The following is a 20,873-nucleotide window of genomic DNA, read 5'->3' on the forward strand; positions in this document are numbered from 1 at the left end:
CCTTCTAGCTGAATGCGTATAAAAACATCATAAAAAAAAAGCCTGCTTTATAAATGAGCGGCTTTCCAGAAAATCATGTTTCTGAACTCTATTTAATTTCGGATACCCATTTAGCCATTTCCTTCGCTTTTTCCGGAGGAACCAGCCCCGGCGGCATGTTTCCTTTACCGTTTACAACAATATCTGCAATTTCGTCTTGAGAAACTTTTTTCCCAATTCCTTTTAACGAAGGACCTACTCCACCTTGATACTGATCGCCGTGACAACCAATACAAGTTTTTTGATAAATTTCTTCTGGTTTAGCTGAAGCCTGCTGTTCCGCGCCACCGCCTTCTTTTTCAGCCGCGATTTCTTTTGCATTGTTCAATCCGTTGAACGAAAGCGTTAACATTAAAGCAATCCCGATTACCGCAATTAATAAAAATGGTATTAGCGGATTTCGCTTCACTCACTATACCCCCTTTATGTATTCCCATCCCTAGAAATAACAAAATAGTATAAGCACTTTTATTTTACTTGAAAATGCTCATAAGTGAAAGGGTTTTATTTACATAATTAACTAATTTCTTATTGCTTATCTTAACAGCCAATTTGCCTTGCAATAACAGAGCGCTGAATTTCCGAAGTTCCTTCTCCAATTTCTAAAAGCTTGGCATCCCGTAAATACCGCTCCACGTGATACTCTTTCATGTAGCCGTATCCTCCATGAATCTGCACAGCTTGACTGGCTACTTCCATACAAATTTCAGAAGCATACAGTTTACACATAGCTGCTTCTTTCGTAAATGGCTTTCCTTGGTCTTTTAACCACGCTGCTTTATACACCATATTTCTTGCTAACTCAATTTTCATGGCCATATCAGCTAATTTAAACTGAATCGCTTGAAACGATGAAATAGCTTTCCCAAACTGCTTTCTTTCCTGCGCATATGACAGTGCTTTTTCATAAGCCGCTTGAGCGATTCCAACGGCCATTGCCCCAATTCCAATTCTTCCCCCGTCAAGCGTCATTAGAAATTGTTTGAATCCTTCTCCTCTTACACCGAGTAAATTCTCTTCAGGCACTTCAACATCCTCTAAAACGAGTTCAGTTGTATTTGAAGCATGTAGACCCATTTTCTCGTAATTGTCTATTACAGTAAAACCTCGAGCTTCTGTAGGCACGATAATAGCTGAAATTTCTTTTTTACCTTCTGTACGGTTTGTAACAGCTGTTAAAGCTAAAAACTTTGCATAGCTGGCATTCGTAATATAGCATTTACTTCCATTAATCCTAAATGTTCCATCCTTCAACACTGCTTCGGTCTCCGTTCCCCCCGCGTCACTTCCTGCGTTCGGTTCGGTTAAACCAAACGCTCCAAAAGATTCCCCGGAGCATAAAGCAGGTAGGTACTGTTCTTTTTGCTCCTTTGTTCCGAATAAATAAATAGGTGCCCCCCCGAGCGAAACATGAGCTGAGTATGTAATTCCTGTAGAGCCACAAGCTTTACTTAACTCCTCTACGACAATAGCAAAACTAACCGTATCTGCGCCTCCGCCACCATACTCTTCAGGAAAAGGAAGGCCCATTACACCAAGCTCACTTAACTTTTTAAAAACATCAAGCGGAAATTGCTTACTTCGATCGCGCTCTAGTGCATTTGGTGCTACTTCAGCTTCTGAAAATTCTCTCAGCGTCCGTTGAATCATCTTTTGTTCATTGGTTAATTCATAATTCATTTTTATTCCCCCTAAAAATGTATACGCTTACATTATCTAATTATAATTCATTTTTGTAAATTTTCTCAACTTTTAAAACGTTTTAATTTTTTCATGTTATAATAGAGGAGTATTCATCAAGGCAAGAATAAAATGAGAGCGATTCCATTTTTTTCGGATGTTTAAATGAAATTTGAACATCTTACGCTTCTATAACAAAAGAATATAAAGGAGCATTTGCAAAACGAAGGACAATTCAGTAAAATATATGAAAGAAGAAAAGTTGGTAAAAAAATCAATATACTTCTTTAAAATGCGTTTTCATGAAATTTATTCCATAAAAAAACAGACAGCCTCTTTCCGCAGGGAAAGAAGCTATCTCATAAGCACTATTTACGCTTTTATCTATTCTAAGAAATCTTTTAAACGTTTGCTTCGACTAGGGTGACGAAGCTTGCGAAGCGCTTTAGCTTCAATTTGACGAATACGCTCACGCGTTACGCCAAATACTTTTCCTACTTCTTCAAGCGTACGCGTACGCCCATCGTCCAGACCAAAGCGGAGTCTAAGAACATTTTCTTCGCGATCTGTTAACGTATCAAGGACGTCTTCTAACTGCTCTTTTAATAATTCATATGCAGCATGTTCAGAAGGTGATGTTGCATCCTGGTCTTCAATGAAGTCACCTAAATGAGAATCATCTTCCTCACCAATTGGCGTTTCAAGAGAAACCGGCTCTTGGGCAATTTTTAAGATTTCACGAACTTTTTCTGGTGTTAAGTCCATATCTTCTGCAATTTCTTCAGGAGATGGTTCGCGACCTAAATCTTGTAGAAGCTGACGTTGAACACGAATTAGTTTGTTAATCGTTTCAACCATATGAACAGGGATACGAATCGTTCTTGCTTGGTCAGCAATCGCACGAGTAATAGCTTGACGAATCCACCATGTCGCATACGTACTGAATTTATAACCTTTGCGATAATCAAATTTTTCTACCGCTTTAATAAGACCCATGTTTCCTTCTTGAATTAAATCAAGAAACAGCATACCGCGTCCAACATAGCGTTTAGCGATACTTACCACAAGACGTAAGTTTGCTTCAGCAAGACGACGTTTCGCTTCTTCATCGCCTTCTTCAATACGTTTTGCTAAATTGATTTCTTCCTCTGCCGACAATAAGTCAACGCGTCCGATTTCTTTTAAGTACATACGAACTGGATCATTAATTTTCACACCAGGAGGTACACTTAAATCATTTAAATCAAACTCTTCTTCTTTTGACAGTTCTTGAATATCGGGATCGGCATCGTCATCATTTGCTTCAGATTCACTCATTACTTCAACACCTTGTTCTCCAAGGTATTCATAATATTCATCCATTTGATCGGATTCAATTTCGAAGTTCGCCATACGCTCTGCAATTTCTTCGTATGTTAGCACACCACGTTTTTTTCCGATTTCGGTCAATTGATCTTTTACTTGTTCAATTGTTAAATCTGAATCAAGTTGTTTTGATTGAGCTGATTTTTCAGCCATCAGATCCCCTCCTTCCAAAATTTTAAGGAAAACCTTCTAAAAGTGGGACTAATACGCAACATCGTTTATTTTAACGTTTTTTTCAACTGTAAAATTTCCATTGCTATTGTCGCAGCTTTTAAATAATCTTTTTGACGCTCTGCTTCTTGCTTTTCTGCTTCTTTTTTTTCTATCGCTACCCTTTGTGGATAAATCAATATCGTTTGGATATAATCATTCAAAGCTTGCTCCGACAATTCATCATTGATTGACATCATCGCCAATTCTGAAGCTAGACTAGACAACGAAGATTCGGGCAACCGCTCAATAAATCCGCTCGGATTAGGCTCGTGTCCTTCCTCGTAATAGGCATACAAATATAGAACAAGCGCACGATGTTCTTCGACATTGAACTGACCTTGAAGTCGGTCTTGAATTCTAAATGCTACATCCTTATCTTTCAACATATGAGCGATCAAAAAACGTTCTGCATTTTGATAAGCCGGTAATAAGCTTCTCTTTACGACTGGTTGTCTATTTATATTATTTCGATTTGGAGAATCATTATCCTTTTTCTTTTTTTCCGTTCGATACACTTGATACTGCTGTTCTTTAAGCGCATCTAATGAAATGGAAAACTCTTGTGCCAATTGGCGTAAATAATGATCTCGCTCTACAGCTTTTGTAAGGAGGCTTATTTCTTTCAAAACGTCTTCAATGTATTGCATACGTTCAGATTCATTTTGTAGATTTCGCTTTCGGCGGAGATACCTCATTTGAAATGCCATAAAGGTCAAGCTGCTATTAATAACATCATTTTGAAACTTCTCTGCCCCGTATTCTTTAATATAATCATCCGGGTCATAACCATCCGGCATCACAGCAATCTTAACGGTACAACCCACATTTGTTAAGATAGCAGTTGCTTTGTGCGCTGCTTCAATTCCAGCAGAATCTGCATCATAGCAAATGATAACGGACTCTACATTTCGGCGAATAATTTTGGCTTGTTCTTCTGTTAAGGCAGTTCCCATTGTTGCAATTGCGTTTGGGCACCCCGCTTTAACAGCTGAAATAACATCTGCAAATCCTTCAAATAAAATAACCTGCTGATTTTTGCGTATATGTTTTTTAGCGCGGTGAAAGTTGTAGAGTGTGCGACTTTTGTTAAAAATAGAAGTTTCGGGACTGTTTAAATATTTAGGCTGCCCTTTTATCTCTTTTAGCAGGCGCCCTGAAAATGCAATTGTTTTGCCTTGCAAGTCAGCAATAGGAAACATAATTCGATCGCGAAAACGATCAAAGTACGTTTCATCTTGGTTGCGTTTAATGATTAAACCTGCATGTTCCATCTCTTGCGGATTAAACCCACGTTTTGTTAAGAACTTACTTACAAATTCCCACGAATCTAAAGCAAAACCTATCTCAAATTCATCGATAATTTCTCGTGAAAACCCTCGATTTATTAAATAATCATAAGCATCTTGGCCTTCTTTTGTATTTACCAATAAATGATGGTAAAATTTCTTTAAAAGCTCGTGTGCTTCAATCATTTTATTGCTAGGCTTTTGATTATCTTCTTCATGAGGATGTATCTCATGTTCAAAAGGAATGTCTCCTTTTTCAGCAAGCTGCTGAGCTGCTTCCGTGAAGGACAGTCCTTCTAATTCCATTATGAATGAAAATGAATTCCCTCCTGCACCGCATCCAAAGCAATGATAAATTTGTTTATCAGGCGATACTGAAAAAGATGGTGTGCTTTCCCCATGAAACGGACAGAGTCCAAAATAATTGCGCCCTTGTTTTTTTAGTTGTACATAATCGCTTATGACGTCGACAATATCTACTGAATGCCGAATACGGTCGATTACTTCATCAGGAATTCGATTTGCCATAGTAACAGCTCCGTATTTCATATAATATTCTTCACTAAGTGCTAAATTCCTGCAAGTTTCGACAACATTTTTTCAAAAGCTTGAATGAAATGCTGGCGATCTTCTTCACTAAATGCCTTTGGGCCTTTAGTATGACGCCCTGACCGTCGCTCTTTTGCAGAAACATAGCGAAAGAAAAGCACCGTATTCATTTCGTCGTCATTATAGTACTTTCCACGAGGAGACAGTGCGTAAACCCCTCGACTTACTAACATGCTTGCTAAGCCAGTATCTTGAGTTACGACAATATCCTGCTTGGCTGCGTGATTTAAAATATATAAATCTGCGGCTTCCTTTTCTGCATCTACATAGACCCATTTTCCTGGTGTAGGATTTGTTTGCATGTGAGCATAGGAAGCAACAAACACAAGCTCGATGTCATATGTATGTGTAAGTTCAACGATTTCTGCTTTAACAGGGCATGCATCAGCATCGACAAAAACTTTACTTTTTCTTTTGCTATAACTCTGTATTCTACATCCCTCCAGAGATTCCTTCTAACAATTTGTTATTTCCTGTAGATGGCATTTGTCGAATACTTTTTTGGATTTTGACTTGACTTTTATATAAATAGTTTATTCGTTCTTAACAAAGTCTAAACCTAAAACTATTCTTTTTTATCACAATTTTTTATTATAATATAAACAACCTATATTTTCTATACCAAAGTCACTTGTTTTTAAAAGTTCTGTCATATTCATCTTTGGTATATTTTCTTAGGCTTACAGCATACAAACATAAGAAAGCAATCTCCTTTCTGTCACGCACAGAGGAGATTCATCGTTTATTTCTTTTTGATGGTATTGAGAATGATACCAGCTGTTTCTTCTACGGCTCTGTTGGATACATCAACCACTTCACAGCCAATCTTATCTACAATTCCTTGGAAGAATTCAAGTTCTTCTTTAATACGGCCAATATTAGCATAAATTGCTTTATCGTTTAGCCCAAGAGACTTTAAACGCTCTTTACGAATATCGTTTAATTTTTCAGGACTGATAGTAAGCCCTATACACTTCTCAGGTGATACGTGAAACAGCTCTTCTGGTGGATCTACCTCAGGTACAATCGGAACGTTGGCTACTTTCAAACGCTTGTGTGCTAAAAACTGAGAAAGAGGTGTTTTAGATGTTCTTGATACACCGATTAATACGATATCCGCTCTAAGAATGCCTCTTGGATCACGCCCATCATCATATTTCACTGCAAATTCAATCGCTTCTACTTTCTTAAAATAATCTTCGTCTAACTTTCTAGCCATTCCAGGCTCATAGCGAGGAGAAAGTTGATAAGAAGATTGAATTTTATCAATTAAAGGTCCAATAATATCAAATACCTCTACCCCGTTTTTGGACGCTTCTTGAATTAAAAATTCTCTCATTTCGGGCTTTACTAGCGTAAAGCCAATAATAGCGTTGTTCAACTTCGCTACTGAAACCACTTCTGAAAGTGTTGCAATGTCCTCTACGTAAGGTACTCTTTTAATTACAAAGTCCGTCATATTGAACTGACTTGATGCAGCCTTTACAACTAGTTCAGCTGTCTCACCTACAGAATCCGAAATGACATAAAGACATGGGTTGTTCATATTTTGTGCATCCCCTTTTTAATCCTTTTTCACTTATAATACTTCATCATTTGCTAGTGCTACTAGTAATTTTGTAATATTTGTTTTGGTAATGCGTCCCACCACTTCAAAATTGCCGTCTCCCTCTTTAATAACGGGCATAGCATCAATCTGTTTTTCAATTAAGATCTTAGCAATATCAATTAACAAATCTTCGCGATAACAATATGTAATGTTGGGCATTCTTGTCATGATAATATGAACAGGAATAGATGTGAGCTCTTGCTTTCCGATACTCGCGCGCAATAAATCTTTACGCGACAGTACTCCCACTAGCTGTGATTTCTCATCCACTACAAAAAGGGTCCCCACGTCTTCTAGAAACATTGTACAAATAGCATCATATACCGACACATTTTCGTTCACGACTACAGGGATAGACTGATATTCTTGCACCTGTATTTTTTTTATTTTATCTGTAAGAAGCTGTGCTCCTGTTTTACCTGTGTAAAAGTAACCTACGCGCGGTCGCGCTTCTAGATAACCAGCCATTGTTAAAATAGCCAAGTCCGGTCTTAGCGTGGCCCGCGTAAGGCTAAGCTGATCTGCAATATGCTCGCCTGTAATAGGGCCTTCGTCTTTGACAATTTGTAAAATTTGTTCTTGTCGTTTGTTCAGTTCGATTGTACTCACCACCTAATCATTAAATGTGACATACTATTTATAAAACATTATATACTTTTTAAGCAAAAGTAAAAGCTATAACTTATTAATTTTAGCATTTTATCTTTTTAGAATGCCGTTTATTTTACCATGGCTTCTCAAAAAAAGCAGACATTACGCTTACAATAAGCGAAACTATCCCTTCGCTCCACAGTAAAAAGGGTGTCCTCTACACACTACGAGGCACCCTAGCGACAGCAATTCCTTGCATATCACTGATTATCTTTTCTATTTCTTATCAGAGAGCGATTGTTTTAAAGACTCCATCTGATTCAAAAACCGCTTTGTTTTTAAAAACAATCCTGAATATTCTTCATAATATTGATCAATTACAAACTTTAATTGTTTTTTTGTTTCGGGTTTAACAGAAATAGAACCTAACCGCTTTAAATCAATGTAATAAAATAGCCTTAATAGTTTAACCGTCATCGGACTAATTTTCAAATGATAAGGATCTTTTTCTAAGCATCGATGACAAATAAACCCGCCTTCTCGAATGGAAAAATGAAATGTTCCTTCACCTTGATGGCAGACTGCACATTCATTTAATGTAGGATGAAGACCTAGAACGTTTAACATTTTCATTTCATAAATAAATGTTAAGATCTCTGCATCATACTCTTCGTTCATATAATGAATGGTTTGGTGCAGCAGTTCAAATAGAAATGGATTTGGTTTATTGTTCTCAGTAGCTTTATCTGTTAATTCAAGAATATAAGAAGCATACGCTGTTGTGAAGATATCTTCGCGTATGCTTCTCATAGATGAGATAACTTCTCCTTGATGGAGAGTACCCATTCCTGAACCTGCTTGTATAAAAAAGTATCCATACGTAAATAATTGTGTGACGGAAGCTAAGCGACTACTGGGCTTTTTTGCCCCTCTTGCCATAAGACCCACTTTTCCGAGTTCACGTGAATAAATGGTGACAATTTTATTTGATTCACCGTAATCATTCGTTCGAATGACAATTCCTTCGCACTTTTTAAACAATCATCATCACCGCCATCTTACAGAAGGCTAAGACAAGGGAGAATTGAGACTTTCGCTGTTGTCCTCATATGTTTCGGGTCTTTCTTTCACTTCATTTTCAAGTTCCTTAAAAATGAGATAAGTATCAATGCTACCTGTTTGTGAAAAAATGTTCCAAGTAAAATTCAACATAGAACTCCCACCTTTCTAACCATAAAGATCAGATACATATTTCAATTCCTTATGTTTAGAATAGCCTTCCGACGTAAAATCATGTAACACAATTTTTTACAAATTACCTTCTTTTATGAAGGGGTATAAATCGACGCCAACAAGAACTCAAATGATTAATATTCGTCTTCTCTAAATCCAAAGTCACGGAGATGCGATGCTCGGTTTCGCCAATCTTTTTGCACTTTTACCCATAGTTCTAAAAATACTTTTGAACCTAAAAGAGCTTCAATGTCTGCTCTTGCTTTTCTTCCTACCTCTTTTAACATCTTTCCTTGCTTTCCAATTACGATGCCTTTTTGTGAATCTCTTTCGACGATAATTGTAGCGCCGACGTAAACAGCGCCATTATCTCGTCTTTGCATAGAATCCATCACAACGGCAATAGAATGAGGTATTTCTTCCCTCGTTGCATGCAGTACTTTTTCACGAATTAATTCCGTAATAATAAAGCGCTCTGGGTGATCTGTTACCTGATCTGCCGGGTAATACTGCGGACCTTCCGGCAATCGCTGCTTGATTTGATCAAGCAAGCGCTCCACGTTATTTCCTTGTAAAGCTGAAATTGGCACAATTTCAGCGAAAGGATATAAGTCTTTATAATTCGTGATAATTGAAAACAATTCGTCTGGATGAATTTCATCAATTTTATTAATCACAAGGAAAACAGGCGTTTTTGTATCTTTTAAACGCTCGATAATAAATTCATCGCCTCGACCTAAACCCTCTGTTGCGTTAATCATAAATAAAATTAAATCTACTTCTTTAAGCGTATTTTGCGCTACCTTCATCATAAAGTCGCCTAATTTATGCTTTGGTTTGTGAATTCCTGGTGTATCAATAAACACAATTTGCGCCTGATCTTCCGTGTACACACCCTGAATTTTATTTCTAGTTGTTTGCGGTTTGTCACTCATAATCGCAATCTTTTGACCGATTACTCGGTTCAAAAAAGTTGATTTCCCTACGTTTGGTCTTCCAATAATTGAAACAAAACCTGACTTAAATTCATTATTACTCATGTAAATCCTCCGATGAAAATGCTCCTGGAAGTAATTCTTCCACAGTTAGTTCTTGTATGTTATTTTTTAAATTGGTTAATATAACTTTCATTTCTTTTGGACAAAGCTCAGAGATTACTTGTCTGCATGCTCCACACGGAGAAACAGGACGATCAGTATCAGCTACTACAGCAAGTGCTGCATACTCTTTATCTCCTTCTGAATAGGCTTTAAATAAAGCCGTACGCTCAGCACAATTGCACATGCTATAAGCCGCATTTTCAATATTGCAGCCGCGATAAACCTTTCCATCTTTCGTCAATAAAGCTGCACCAACTTTAAATTTTGAATACGGTACATAAGCCATTTCACGAGCTTTTTTCGCCTCATCAATCAGTCCGGTCTTATCCATTTATCCGCTCTCCTTTTGCGCTTCTACATGTCTTTTAACTTGTCCTTTTTTATTATACCACGGGGGTGTAAAGAACCAAAAAGAATCCTTTTTAAAACAAATACTTTAAGAAAATAATTCCTCCTATAAGGACAGCAAAACACGCATAGACCAACACCGCTGCTGCGGCTGCATCTTTTGCGTGTTTTGCTAGTATGTGATATTCAGGAGAAACTAAATCGACAACTTTTTCCACCGCTGTATTCATTAACTCTAAGCTGAACATGCCTGCAATGAGAAGCAGCACAACCGTCCATTCACCAGCTGTAATTGACAGCACGGCTCCTAAGAGAAGGACGATGAAAGAAGCTGCTACGTGAATTTGCATATTTCTCTGTGTTTTACAAACATAGAGAAACCCCTCTATTGCATAACCAAAGCTACTGACAACTTTAGCTATCCCTTTTTTATCGCGAGAGTCCATATTGTTCTAAAATATCTTTTTGACGTGTAAACATCTCTTTTTCATCTTCTGATGTTTCATGGTCATACCCAAGCAAGTGCAAGAAACCGTGAACCGTCAAGAATCCTAGCTCCCTCATAAACGAGTGATTGTATTCTTCTGCTTGCTCATGAGCTTTTGGAATCGAAATGACAATGTCCCCTAGGACCCTTGGCATCTCATCTCCGATAATTTGCATTTCATCTTCGCCCATTTCTTCTAGCGCAAACGATATTACATCCGTTGGCTGATTTTTATGGCGGTATTGATGATTGATTTCTTGAATTCGGTCATTATCCACAAATGTAACGGATACTTCTGCATCCTCTTGCAGATTTTCATATATAGCAGCAGCTTCAAGCAGCTGCTCAAGCTCTTTTTGCTGTTCTTCACTCACTTCGTTTGTTTCATCAATAAAATCAATAACTAAACTCATACCTTCACCTTCTCTTTTTTTATCTCTGGATATTCGATTCGGGAATGAAAAATCCCATTTAAAGTTTCACATAGTGCTTGGCGAATTAACTCTAGCTCTTTGAGCGTTACGTTACACTCGCTAAGCTGCTCATCCTGCAAGCGGTCTTTAATAATATTTCGCACCAAGTTCTCAATTTTTTCCGGAGTCGGATTGGACATTGACCTTACGGCTGCTTCTACACTATCAGCTATGCAAATAACCGCTGCTTCTTTCGACTGAGGCTTTGGTCCAGGATAGCGATATTCTTTTTCATCAATTTTTTCTTCTGTTTGTTCAAGTGCCTTATGATAGAAAAACTTAAGCAGGGTCGTTCCGTGATGCTGCTCTGCAATATCTACAATCTCTTTTGGAAACTTGTGATTTCGCAAAATGGTCGCTCCATCTGTAGCATGTGCGATTATAATATTTTTACTAGTCTTCGGACTTAGTTTATCATGCGGATTGGTAATATTCATTTGATTTTCAATAAAATACTGCGGTCGCTTCGTTTTACCAATATCGTGGTAATAAGCCCCCACTCTCGCTAATAAACCGTTAGCTCCTATCGTTTCGCACGCCGCTTCAGATAAGTTTGCCACCATTACACTGTGATGATACGTTCCCGGTGTTTCGGTTAAGATTTTACGTAATAGCGGATGATTAGGACTCGATAATTCAATCAGCTTCATCGTAGATAAAATGCCAAATCCACTTTCAAAAAACGGAAGCAAACCTATAGTTAAAACGGAAGCAATAACACCAGATGCAATTGACATCATACTGTAATAGCCAAGCTCTACAGTGCCAATTTGGCCATTTTTAATAAAAATAATAGCAAAGCTGATAATTACGTTTACCATAGCCACAAATAGACCTGCCTGCAAAATCCGTGAACGCCTGTGCTGCCTGCTTAAAAATAAAATAGCAGCAATATTGCTAATTAAAAAGTAGATCCCGATGTTCATATTAAACGAGGTTGTCAATTCACCATTAAAAATAATGCTTCCACAAATAGCAAATACAATGCTTGATAAAATAGCAATGCGTTCATCCATTAAAATTCGAATCAGCAAACCTCCCACTGCAACAGGAGCTAAGAAACCTATTTCCGATAAATCAATTTGCTGAAACACGCTTAAGATTTTCATGAGGCCAATCGTAATGGTTGCTACCAATACATACAACAACAAGGGCTGATATGTCTTGGTGTGAAATTCACGCAAATAGTAAATGAGGCCCGCTATCATCATCACAATCAGCAAAGCTAATCCCGCAAAAGGCTGAATAGATCCTTTATTATTCAACAATCCCGCGAGCTGGAGCTGACGATATATATCAGGATTAATAAGCTGATTTTCTTCTACAATAATCTGACCTTGTTTAATTCGAACAGGCTCCACTTTTTCCACAGCTGCTTGACGGTTTTCAGCTGTTTTTTGGGGATCATAAATCACATTTGGAATGATAGCGAATTTAGCAATTGCATTCATTGAATCCTTTAGGGAGTTGCTGACATTGGTGTAAACAAGCTGACCTTCTACCTGGTCTTTTTTCTCTTCTACATCGCTAATCTTCACTTGATCTTTCATCACATGATGAACGGCTGTAACTACAGCGTCTTTCGCAATCGATAAATCACTGTTAGAAGACTGAAGCAGCTGCTTGATGGTATCCTTTGGCAAGTTTTTTTGAATGTCTTCAGGAAGCTTGTCCTCTAACATTTTTTGTTTGGTTTTTAATACGGCATCGATACTGTCATCTTCATGATCTTCTTTTTCATATTCTGTATTAACTTCCATCATCGCATCAAAAATAGATGCAACAAGATCGACTTGGTTCTGTGCGTATTCTGTTTTTTGTGTATACACATCTTCAACGGCTTGTTCTGCCTCTGCCCGTTTTTTCTCTGTGCTCTCTTTATCTTCAATGGTAACGGGTGAGTAAATGGTTTGCGGGGAAATAGACAATAGTCTGAGATCTAATTCCTGCGGCTTTACATTGCTATACATAGACGCAAACATCATTATACCTAACAAGGCATATAACCCAATTTGAATTAACCGTAATCGCTCGATCTGTGCCATTGTTTGCTTGATTATCCGAAACGTTGACACAAACGTACCCCCTTTACAAAAAATAGACCCTATTAAGAAAGGGTCTTTTGGTCAGCTTGTTCGTACGCTTGAATGATGCGTCCCACAAGTGGATGGCGCACAACATCTGACTGTTCTAGATGAACAAACGAAATACCTTTAACATTGGTCAGGATTTTCGAGACAGCCGCTAGACCAGACTGAGCTCCTTTTGGTAAATCAATTTGTGAAATATCTCCTGTAATCACCATTTTAGACCCAAATCCTAGTCGTGTTAAAAACATCTTCATTTGCGCCATCGTGGTGTTTTGTGCTTCGTCTAAGATAACAAACGCATCATCTAGTGTACGACCTCGCATGTAAGCAAGGGGTGCTATTTCAATAACTCCGCGTTCGATTAGGCGTTGCGTATGTTCTGTTCCTAATACATCATGTAATGCATCGTACAGAGGCCGCAAGTACGGATCCACTTTTTCTTTCAAATCTCCTGGCAAGAAGCCAAGACTTTCACCTGCTTCAACAGCAGGACGTGTTAAAATAATACGCTGTACGTGACCATTTTTAAGAGCATTAACGGCCATGACAACGGCTAAATACGTTTTACCGGTACCAGCAGGCCCAATTCCAAATACCAAATCATTTTTCTTAATAGCAGAAATGTAGTGACTTTGTCCTAATGTCTTAACACGAATAGTCTTACCTTTTACGTTTTTACCAATCTCTTCTTCATATACATCTTCAAAAAACTCGAGAGAATTTTTCTTAGCTAATTGAATCGCATACACAACATCTCGTTCAGATATGGAAATATTTTTGCGGATAATGTTCAGTAACTTTTTAAGCATTTCTTCCACTAGCTGAACATTTTCTGTACTTCCGGAGACTACAACAGTCTCACCTCTTGAAATGATCGAGACCTGCATTTCTTCTTCAATTCGCTTTAAATTCGCATCTTGTACGCCAAATAATGAAATGGCTTCGTTTGAATCATCAAGTTGTACGTTAATTGTTACTAGCTGTTCTGACATTCATCAATCTCCTTGAATAATTGGTTGAGTGTTCGCAATATTTTCTATAACTTGGTAATGTATTGATAATCTAACTTTACCATTGTCCTGTTCTTGGTGCAAAACTTTTTCACCTTTTATTTTAGCATCCTCACCTAAAGTTGATAGTAATTTTTTTCGACCGATTTCCAAAGCTTTTTCCACCGCCTCTTGTTTAGAATAGACGCGCTGCGAATTCTGTTCTTCTCGTACAGCAACTTTCTCATACGACAGAGGTAATTTCCATTTAAAAAAATAGAGTGGATGCTCCACTTTTTCTGTCACCTTTGAGCCGTATTTCTCTTTGTTAAAAGCCCAAAGAGGCATTTTAAAAGCTTGAAAATCTAAATAGTGCTTCGTATATCCATTACCCGTTAATACTTGAAAATCAGTTTTTAGAGGCACTTCCACCTCAGACTTATACCATGTTTCACCGTAGACTTTTCCTTTAGCAGCTACTACTTTTTTATTTTTTTCGTTTCCAATAATACCGGAAACTAAGACCTCGCCTTCGTTGACAAAATCATTAACCTTGACTAAAGGTTGTCCTTTTTCGACAAACAAATTCGTAATAATAGCTTTCTTTTTAGCAATTAAATGTTGGTAAGGTGTTTTTTGCTGAGGCTTGGGCTCATTTTTTTCAACCACTTGGAAGTGATAAGAAGTGCCGCGCACTTCTACTCCCACCCAGGTAATATTGTTCATATTATCCGTTAAATAGCGCTGAATTTTTTCAGGACTCTCTAACAGAAATTGAAACTCTCCTCTTTTTACACCTATTTTGGCCAGCTGCTTCGTCATTTGATGTTCTGTTTGTGGTTCTGCACCGCTAATTTCCACTTTCCACACCATGTTGGAAAGCAAACCAAGAATAATAAAAAAAGAAAGAAAACCTAAAGCAAATCCACTATTTTTAATCACTCGTTTTGTTAAAAAAGGAAAACCTCGGCCTCTTATAAAATAAATTTTACAGTCTGCGTTGCGAATTAGTATACGAATTTTCTTTACATCTTTCAATAATATCGTTGCTGTCGCTAGCTGACCGTCAACTTTATGGACATTCGAAATCATAATCTGTTGTCTCACACAATTATTTAAAAAACGTTCAATTCCTTTTCCAACAATTCGAATACGTACGGTACCAATAACAAAGTTTGTCCATCCATTCTTCATTTTTTTCCTCCTTGTGTTATTGTTCTAAATAAAGAACTTGATTGATTTTACCTTCTAAAACCAGTTCTTCTGGCAGTATTACTTTAATGACCAGTCCTTCACCTCGAATTAACATTTGTCCCTGTTTTAGTAACACGCGTATTTCAGTATCAGAAAAGGCTAATAAACCTTTATGATTTTCAATATAAATGTGTATTTGTCCAACTAACGTAATACGGGGAAGATCCATTAATACATCAGCGGGTAGTTCCATTGTTTTTGTCATCCATCTTTTCATTTGGTGTCTCCACTTTTTGCTCATAAAAAGAACCCCCTTTCATCTCATGTTTATGAGAAAGGGGGTTAATGTATCACATCTATTTATCGTTTATATTTACGTTGTTTCGATTTTGGCGGCCCTAGAATTTCGGACCATATCACTCCTTGAACAGCTTCTTTACGAGAAATGGGCTTAAAAACGTTTTTCTCATCAGTTATTTTTGGTTTTTCAACTGCGATTTTCTTTTGAATAGAAGGTTCATGATACGAACGGTTTTTTAGCTCTTCCAGTTTTTCTTGCAAAGGATTTGTTTCCGCTGAAGGAACAGTTTCTGGCTCCATACGAGCTGTTTTTGGCTCTTCTTTGACAGGGCGATATCTAGGTCTTTCCCGCCTTGAAGGATTGTTTACAGGAGGCATAGGAGCTCTTTTAGAACGCTGCTGTTCTTCCTCTTTTGACTGAGCCATAAAACGCTGCACAACGTTAAAAATAATCCCTCCAATGATGACAAAAATGAAAGCATTATTAATAATTAGTTTAATAAGCGTTTCAACGATATTCATTAGGAGAAAACCTCCTTGTTAAACTGATTCATTATTTCTCATCGTCTTCTTTAGACATTTTTCCAATTGAATCACGCATATCCGTATCAGCAGTCAAGTTTTGAATATTCATATAATCCATGACGCCAATATTGCCAGAGCGCAGTGCTTCTGCCATCGCTAATGGTACTTCTGCTTCTGCTTCTACTACTTTTGCACGCATTTCTTCTACTTTTGCACGCATTTCTTGTTCTTGAGCAACGGCCATAGCACGACGTTCTTCGGCTTTTGCTTGGGCAATATTTTTATCTGCTTCTGCTTGGTCTGTTTGAAGAACTGCCCCAATATTTTTACCAATGTCGATATCAGCAATATCAATGGATAAGATTTCAAACGCTGTTCCGGAATCCAACCCTTTTCCTAAAACCGTTTGAGAGATCATATCAGGGTTTTCCAATACTTTTTTGTGATCTTTTTGTGAACCGATTGTAGAAACAATCCCCTCGCCAACACGGGCAATAATCGTTTCTTCTCCAGCTCCCCCTACTAGTCGATCAATGTTTGCACGAACGGTAATTCGGGCTTTTGCTTTGACTTCGATTCCATCCATAGCCACCCCTGCAATAAAAGGTGTTTCAATAACTTTTGGATTAACGCTCATTTGTACAGCTTCTAGCACATCACGGCCCGCTAAGTCGATAGCTGCTCCGCGCTCAAATGTTAACTCAATATTTGCTCGGTGCGCTGCAATCAACGCATTTACCACGCGGTCCACGTTACCGCCTGCTAAATAGTGGCTTTCTAATTGATTAATGGTAATACCTAAACCGGCTTTACTTGCTTTAATTAACGGGTTTACAACGCGAGATGGTATCACTCGACGAAGTCTCATTCCGACCAGTGTGAAAATACTAATACGAACGCCTGCTGCTAATGCTGAGATCCATAACATAATCGGTACAAAAGTGAAAAAAACAGCTAAAGCAATAATTGCTAGGCCAATAACTACAAAAAACAATACGCTACCTGCTTCCATTAATTAAGGTCCTCCTTTTTCAAAGGCTCTGTGAGCTTCCGCACCACAACCCTTGATCCCTCTACTTTTATAATATTTACTAACACATCTTTGTCTAAATATCCGCCTTCAGTGACTACATCCACATACTCTTCATCGATGAGCACGGTGCCTGAAGGACGCAGCGGTGTTGTTGTTTTACCTTGTTTTCCTATTAATTCATACCGATTTTGATTCGATACATAACCAGATTCGGTATTAAGTGAATCATTAAGCACCATTTTTTTGAAAGGTGTAAGCTTTCTTTTAAAAAATTTCATCATCACAAACGCACCTCCCAGTGCCACCACTATTGCAATTACAAGAGAAATTCCCATTTCGACATTATTATCTGTTGACATAAAAAAACTTAAAATGATAGCTCCAAGCCCTAGCAGCCCTAAAACGCCGCCTGGCACTACAATCTCTAATAGAAGCAGTATAATTCCTGCTATAAATAAAACGAGGGCTTCCATTCCTGCTAATCCTGCTACCATATGACCATAGAAAAATAAAAGAAGTGAAGCTACTCCAATCGAGCCCGCAATACCAAATGAAGGCGTAAACAATTCAATTACAATTCCTAAAGCACCAATAGATAATAAAATGGGAACAACAAGCGGATGGGTAAGAAAACGAGCAATTTGTTCACTTACACTCATTTTTGCATACGTCAGTTTAGCATCTTCATAGCCAAGCACGCTCAGGAGATTATCTAAATTTTTTACAGTTCCTTCTGAATAACCAACTTGCTCGGCTTGCTTCGGAGTTAGCGTCAACAATTCGTTTCCTTTTAAGTTGAGCTCAGGTATGACCATCTTTGTGTTTGCCATCGCTTCTGCATATTTAGGGTTTCGGTTATTTTGTTCTGCTGCGCTCTTCATAGCCGATAACCAGTAGGACTGAGCTTTTTTTCCTGCTGCATTTCCCTGTTGGTCAATCACAGCTGCCGATCCCATTGTAGAACCGGGTGTCATATAAATTTGATCGGCGTTAAGTGCAATATACGCTCCGGCCGATAATGCTTTTTTGTCGACAAAAGCAGCGGTAGGAATAGGTGTTGAGGTTAAGCTTTTAGCTATTTCAGAAGCTGCATCTACAGCTCCTCCAGGAGTATCTATGTCCAATATAATCAAATCTGCACCGTCATTTTCCGCATCTTCAATGGATCTGTTTAAAAAAGAAAGCAGTCCATTTTCTACCGTTTTATTGACAGGAATAACGTGTACATGCTTCACGTCAGCGGTGCTAATAGTGGGGAATAACCCAGTGGCTAAAATAAGAAAGCACACGAAAGAAAATAAGGTTTTCACCGAATACACTTCCCTCCTTCCATAGATAGTATGAGTATGTATCTGTATATACGAATAACTTTAACAATAGTTTCAAATTTTTTAAAATTTATCTATTTTATTCTTTGCACTAGAGAAACAAAACATGCGTTCGTATATTATCTATATAAAAAACACCTTACACAAGGTAAGGTGTTTTTTATGATAAGTGTTGAAGGACAAGCTTATTAACAAGAGAGCCATCCGCTTTGCCTTTTACTTTCGGCATAAGCGCTCCCATAACTTTCCCCATATCAGCTTTAGAGGAAGACTGCGTTTCTTCAATCGTCGTTTTAATAATTTCAGATAACTCTTCTTCAGTTAGCTGTTTAGGAGCGTAAACTTCTAAAACCGCTAATTCAGAATGAATTTTATCAACAAGATCTTGACGACCTGCTTTCTCAAATTCATGGAGGGAGTCTTTACGTTGTTTGAATTCGCGAGAAATAACCGTCAACTCGTCTGCTTCAGTTAGGTCAGTGCCTAACTTAATGGCTTCGTTTTGAAGAGATGCTTTGACCATACGAATGACCCCAAGCTTCTCTTTCTCTTTGTTTTTCATCGCTTGTTTCATATCACTATTTAAACGCTCGAGAAGACTCATAAATCCACCCTCTTATTAGAACTTGCGTTTTCTAGCAGCTTCAGATTTCTTCTTACGCTTTACGCTAGGCTTTTCATAGAATTCGCGCTTTCTTGCTTCTTGTAACGTACCAGTTTTTGAAACTGAACGTTTGAAGCGACGAAGAGCATCTTCAAGCGATTCGTTTTTACGAACAACTGTTCTTGACATTCTAATTCCCTCCCTCCGAACAAAACCACTAACATCATAATGAAATGACATGTTAGACATGTCTTTTGCAATTATAATATAATGATTCCTTAAGGTCAACCGCTTTACATAAAGTAATGCAGTTATTCCCCCTTTATTTTATGAACTTTCTTGATAAAACATTACTCGCTCAGCTGTTTTATACGTATGAAAAAAGCTGCGCAAACACGCAGCTTTCCAATAAGTGTTATGAGCTCATTTTCACCTGATCTTGAAGATGAACCTCATCTAGCACGCGAACAAACTCACCTTCATTATAAGGATATCCAGCTTTTGAAATTTTCACTTTTACAAGCTTTCCAACCATTTCTTCTGAAGCTTTAAACACTACCTTTAAGTAGTTATCAGTATATCCTACATATAAACCACTTTCAGGATCTTCTTTATATTTTTCTTCCGGAATTACTTCCAGTACTTCTCCTTCAAACGTTGAAGCATATTTTTTTGCCAATTGGTTTGAAAGTTCGATTAAACGGTGCACACGTTGATTTTTTACTTCTTCATCAATCTGGTCGGTCATACGAGCTGCTGGCGTACCTGTACGTTTAGAATACGGGAATACGTGAAGCTCTGAAAAACCGTGCTCTTTAATAAAGTTATACGTCTCCATAAACTCTTCTTCTGTCTCACCTGGGAACCCGACAATCACATCTGATGTAATCGCTAATCCAGGAAGAGCTTCTTTCAGACGGTTTAAGCGCTCGCCAAAGAACTCCATTGTATACTTACGACGCATGCGCTTCAATACCGTATTTGAACCTGATTGAAGAGGGATATGCAAATGACGTACAACCATTTCTGACTGATCTAGTACCTCTATCACTTCGTCCGTAATTTGACTAGCTTCAATTGACGAAATACGAATGCGTTTTAATCCTTTTACTTGAGACTCTAAATCACGAAGAAGCTGGGCAAGATTGTAATCTTTCATGTCTTCTCCGTATCCGCCAGTGTGAATACCTGTTAACACGATTTCTTTATAGCCTGCATCCACTAGCTGCTGTGCTTGTGCTACTACTTCTTTAGGATCACGAGATCGCATTAAACCGCGTGCCCATGGAATAATACAGAATGTACAGAAGTTGTTACAGCCTTCTTGAATTTTTAACGAAGCACGCGTACGGTCTGTAAATGCCGGTACATCTAGCTCTTCATATACGCGTGTTTTCATAATGTTTCCTACACCGTTAATCGGCTGACGCTCTTTTTTAAATTGTTCAATATAATCAAGCATCTTAACACGATCTTGTGTACCTACTACGATATCAACACCAGGAATGGCCATAATTTCAGCTGGCGAAGTTTGAGCATAACATCCAGTTACACAAATAACCGCATCTGGATTTTTTCGCACAGCTCTGCGAATAACTTGACGGCTCTTTTTATCTCCTGTATTTGTTACCGTACATGTATTAATTACATATACATCGGCAGTTTGTTCATATTCAACACGCTCATAGCCTTGGCCTTTGAACAATTGCCAAATTGCTTCTGTTTCATAGTGATTTACTTTACACCCTAGCGTGTGAAAAGCAACTGTTGACATAAT

At 38.0% G+C, this 20,873-nt stretch carries 23 protein-coding genes; all 23 read right to left on the reverse strand.

Annotated features, from left to right (window positions below; genetic code table 11):
* Nucleotides 1-88: 88 nt before the first annotated feature.
* The 23 genes from cccA to mtaB all read right to left on the reverse strand — a co-directional run bounded on the left by cccA (nucleotide 89) and on the right by mtaB (nucleotide 20,870).
* The gene (gene cccA, locus ACRPLQ_RS21560) at nucleotides 89-448 is read right to left on the reverse strand and encodes a cytochrome c550 (protein WP_013059217.1); all 360 of its coding nucleotides are present in this window, start codon (nucleotides 446-448) and stop codon (nucleotides 89-91) included.
* 131 nt (nucleotides 449-579) lie between these two features.
* A complete protein-coding gene (locus tag ACRPLQ_RS21565; protein WP_028411642.1) occupies nucleotides 580-1,719 on the reverse strand; it encodes an acyl-CoA dehydrogenase family protein in 1,140 nt (379 codons plus the stop codon).
* A 384-nt stretch (nucleotides 1,720-2,103) separates the two neighbouring features.
* Nucleotides 2,104-3,237: an RNA polymerase sigma factor RpoD gene (rpoD, locus tag ACRPLQ_RS21570; protein WP_013059219.1), complete on the reverse strand. Its 1,134-nt coding sequence runs from the start codon at nucleotides 3,235-3,237 to the stop codon at nucleotides 2,104-2,106.
* Nucleotides 3,238-3,302: 65 nt separating this feature from the next.
* Nucleotides 3,303-5,111, reverse strand: a complete 1,809-nt coding sequence (dnaG, locus tag ACRPLQ_RS21575) for a DNA primase (RefSeq protein WP_016765586.1) — start codon at nucleotides 5,109-5,111, stop codon at nucleotides 3,303-3,305.
* Between the two features lie 41 nt (nucleotides 5,112-5,152).
* On the reverse strand, nucleotides 5,153-5,623 hold the full coding sequence (locus ACRPLQ_RS21580) for a YaiI/YqxD family protein (protein WP_028411643.1): 471 nt from the start codon (nucleotides 5,621-5,623) through the stop codon (nucleotides 5,153-5,155).
* Nucleotides 5,624-5,934: 311 nt separating this feature from the next.
* The gene (locus ACRPLQ_RS21585) at nucleotides 5,935-6,738 is read right to left on the reverse strand and encodes a pyruvate, water dikinase regulatory protein (RefSeq protein ID WP_014458195.1); all 804 of its coding nucleotides are present in this window, start codon (nucleotides 6,736-6,738) and stop codon (nucleotides 5,935-5,937) included.
* Nucleotides 6,739-6,771: 33 nt separating this feature from the next.
* Entirely contained in the window at nucleotides 6,772-7,410 is a 639-nt protein-coding gene (locus ACRPLQ_RS21590) for a helix-turn-helix transcriptional regulator (protein ID WP_025750542.1), read from the reverse strand.
* Nucleotides 7,411-7,668: 258 nt separating this feature from the next.
* Entirely contained in the window at nucleotides 7,669-8,433 is a 765-nt protein-coding gene (gene recO / locus ACRPLQ_RS21595; RefSeq protein WP_033579683.1) for a DNA repair protein RecO, read from the reverse strand.
* Nucleotides 8,434-8,460: 27 nt separating this feature from the next.
* A complete protein-coding gene (locus tag ACRPLQ_RS21600; RefSeq protein WP_014458193.1) occupies nucleotides 8,461-8,604 on the reverse strand; it encodes a YqzL family protein in 144 nt (47 codons plus the stop codon).
* Nucleotides 8,605-8,759: 155 nt separating this feature from the next.
* Entirely contained in the window at nucleotides 8,760-9,665 is a 906-nt protein-coding gene (gene era / locus ACRPLQ_RS21605) for a GTPase Era (RefSeq protein ID WP_013059225.1), read from the reverse strand.
* Nucleotides 9,658-10,056 carry a cytidine deaminase gene (locus tag ACRPLQ_RS21610; protein WP_033579682.1) on the reverse strand — a complete coding sequence of 133 codons (399 nt, stop codon included), beginning with the start codon at nucleotides 10,054-10,056 and terminating at the stop codon, nucleotides 9,658-9,660. The genes era and ACRPLQ_RS21610 overlap by 8 nt, the downstream gene beginning before the upstream one ends.
* Before the next feature lie 91 nt (nucleotides 10,057-10,147).
* The gene (locus tag ACRPLQ_RS21615; protein ID WP_016765589.1) at nucleotides 10,148-10,519 is read right to left on the reverse strand and encodes a diacylglycerol kinase family protein; all 372 of its coding nucleotides are present in this window, start codon (nucleotides 10,517-10,519) and stop codon (nucleotides 10,148-10,150) included.
* Nucleotides 10,503-10,973 carry an rRNA maturation RNase YbeY gene (gene ybeY / locus ACRPLQ_RS21620; RefSeq protein WP_014458190.1) on the reverse strand — a complete coding sequence of 157 codons (471 nt, stop codon included), beginning with the start codon at nucleotides 10,971-10,973 and terminating at the stop codon, nucleotides 10,503-10,505. Before ybeY ends, ACRPLQ_RS21615 begins: the two co-directional genes overlap by 17 nt.
* Nucleotides 10,970-13,078 carry an HD family phosphohydrolase gene (locus ACRPLQ_RS21625; RefSeq protein WP_033579829.1) on the reverse strand — a complete coding sequence of 703 codons (2,109 nt, stop codon included), beginning with the start codon at nucleotides 13,076-13,078 and terminating at the stop codon, nucleotides 10,970-10,972. The genes ybeY and ACRPLQ_RS21625 overlap by 4 nt, the downstream gene beginning before the upstream one ends.
* A gap of 62 nt (nucleotides 13,079-13,140) precedes the next feature.
* A complete protein-coding gene (locus ACRPLQ_RS21630; RefSeq protein WP_033579680.1) occupies nucleotides 13,141-14,115 on the reverse strand; it encodes a PhoH family protein in 975 nt (324 codons plus the stop codon).
* Between the two features lie 3 nt (nucleotides 14,116-14,118).
* Entirely contained in the window at nucleotides 14,119-15,306 is a 1,188-nt protein-coding gene (gene yqfD, locus ACRPLQ_RS21635; RefSeq protein WP_028411649.1) for a sporulation protein YqfD, read from the reverse strand.
* A 16-nt stretch (nucleotides 15,307-15,322) separates the two neighbouring features.
* Nucleotides 15,323-15,607, reverse strand: a complete 285-nt coding sequence (gene yqfC / locus ACRPLQ_RS21640; RefSeq protein WP_013059232.1) for a sporulation protein YqfC — start codon at nucleotides 15,605-15,607, stop codon at nucleotides 15,323-15,325.
* A gap of 59 nt (nucleotides 15,608-15,666) precedes the next feature.
* Complete coding sequence (locus tag ACRPLQ_RS21645) at nucleotides 15,667-16,128, reverse strand: hypothetical protein (protein ID WP_033579678.1); 462 nt, start codon at nucleotides 16,126-16,128, stop codon at nucleotides 15,667-15,669.
* A gap of 31 nt (nucleotides 16,129-16,159) precedes the next feature.
* Complete coding sequence (gene floA, locus ACRPLQ_RS21650) at nucleotides 16,160-17,143, reverse strand: flotillin-like protein FloA (RefSeq protein ID WP_028411651.1); 984 nt, start codon at nucleotides 17,141-17,143, stop codon at nucleotides 16,160-16,162.
* On the reverse strand, nucleotides 17,143-18,474 hold the full coding sequence (locus ACRPLQ_RS21655; RefSeq protein ID WP_367077785.1) for an NfeD family protein: 1,332 nt from the start codon (nucleotides 18,472-18,474) through the stop codon (nucleotides 17,143-17,145). Before ACRPLQ_RS21655 ends, floA begins: the two co-directional genes overlap by 1 nt.
* Nucleotides 18,475-18,652: 178 nt before the next feature.
* Nucleotides 18,653-19,096 carry a GatB/YqeY domain-containing protein gene (locus tag ACRPLQ_RS21660; RefSeq protein WP_013059236.1) on the reverse strand — a complete coding sequence of 148 codons (444 nt, stop codon included), beginning with the start codon at nucleotides 19,094-19,096 and terminating at the stop codon, nucleotides 18,653-18,655.
* A gap of 15 nt (nucleotides 19,097-19,111) precedes the next feature.
* Nucleotides 19,112-19,285, reverse strand: a complete 174-nt coding sequence (gene rpsU, locus ACRPLQ_RS21665) for a 30S ribosomal protein S21 (protein ID WP_013059237.1) — start codon at nucleotides 19,283-19,285, stop codon at nucleotides 19,112-19,114.
* Between the two features lie 226 nt (nucleotides 19,286-19,511).
* Entirely contained in the window at nucleotides 19,512-20,870 is a 1,359-nt protein-coding gene (gene mtaB / locus ACRPLQ_RS21670; protein ID WP_367077784.1) for a tRNA (N(6)-L-threonylcarbamoyladenosine(37)-C(2))-methylthiotransferase MtaB, read from the reverse strand.
* Nucleotides 20,871-20,873 lie beyond the last annotated feature (3 nt).

The organism is Priestia sp. TRN 1309 (genome assembly GCF_050846875.1).
Classification (GTDB): domain Bacteria; phylum Bacillota; class Bacilli; order Bacillales; family Bacillaceae_H; genus Priestia; species Priestia zanthoxyli.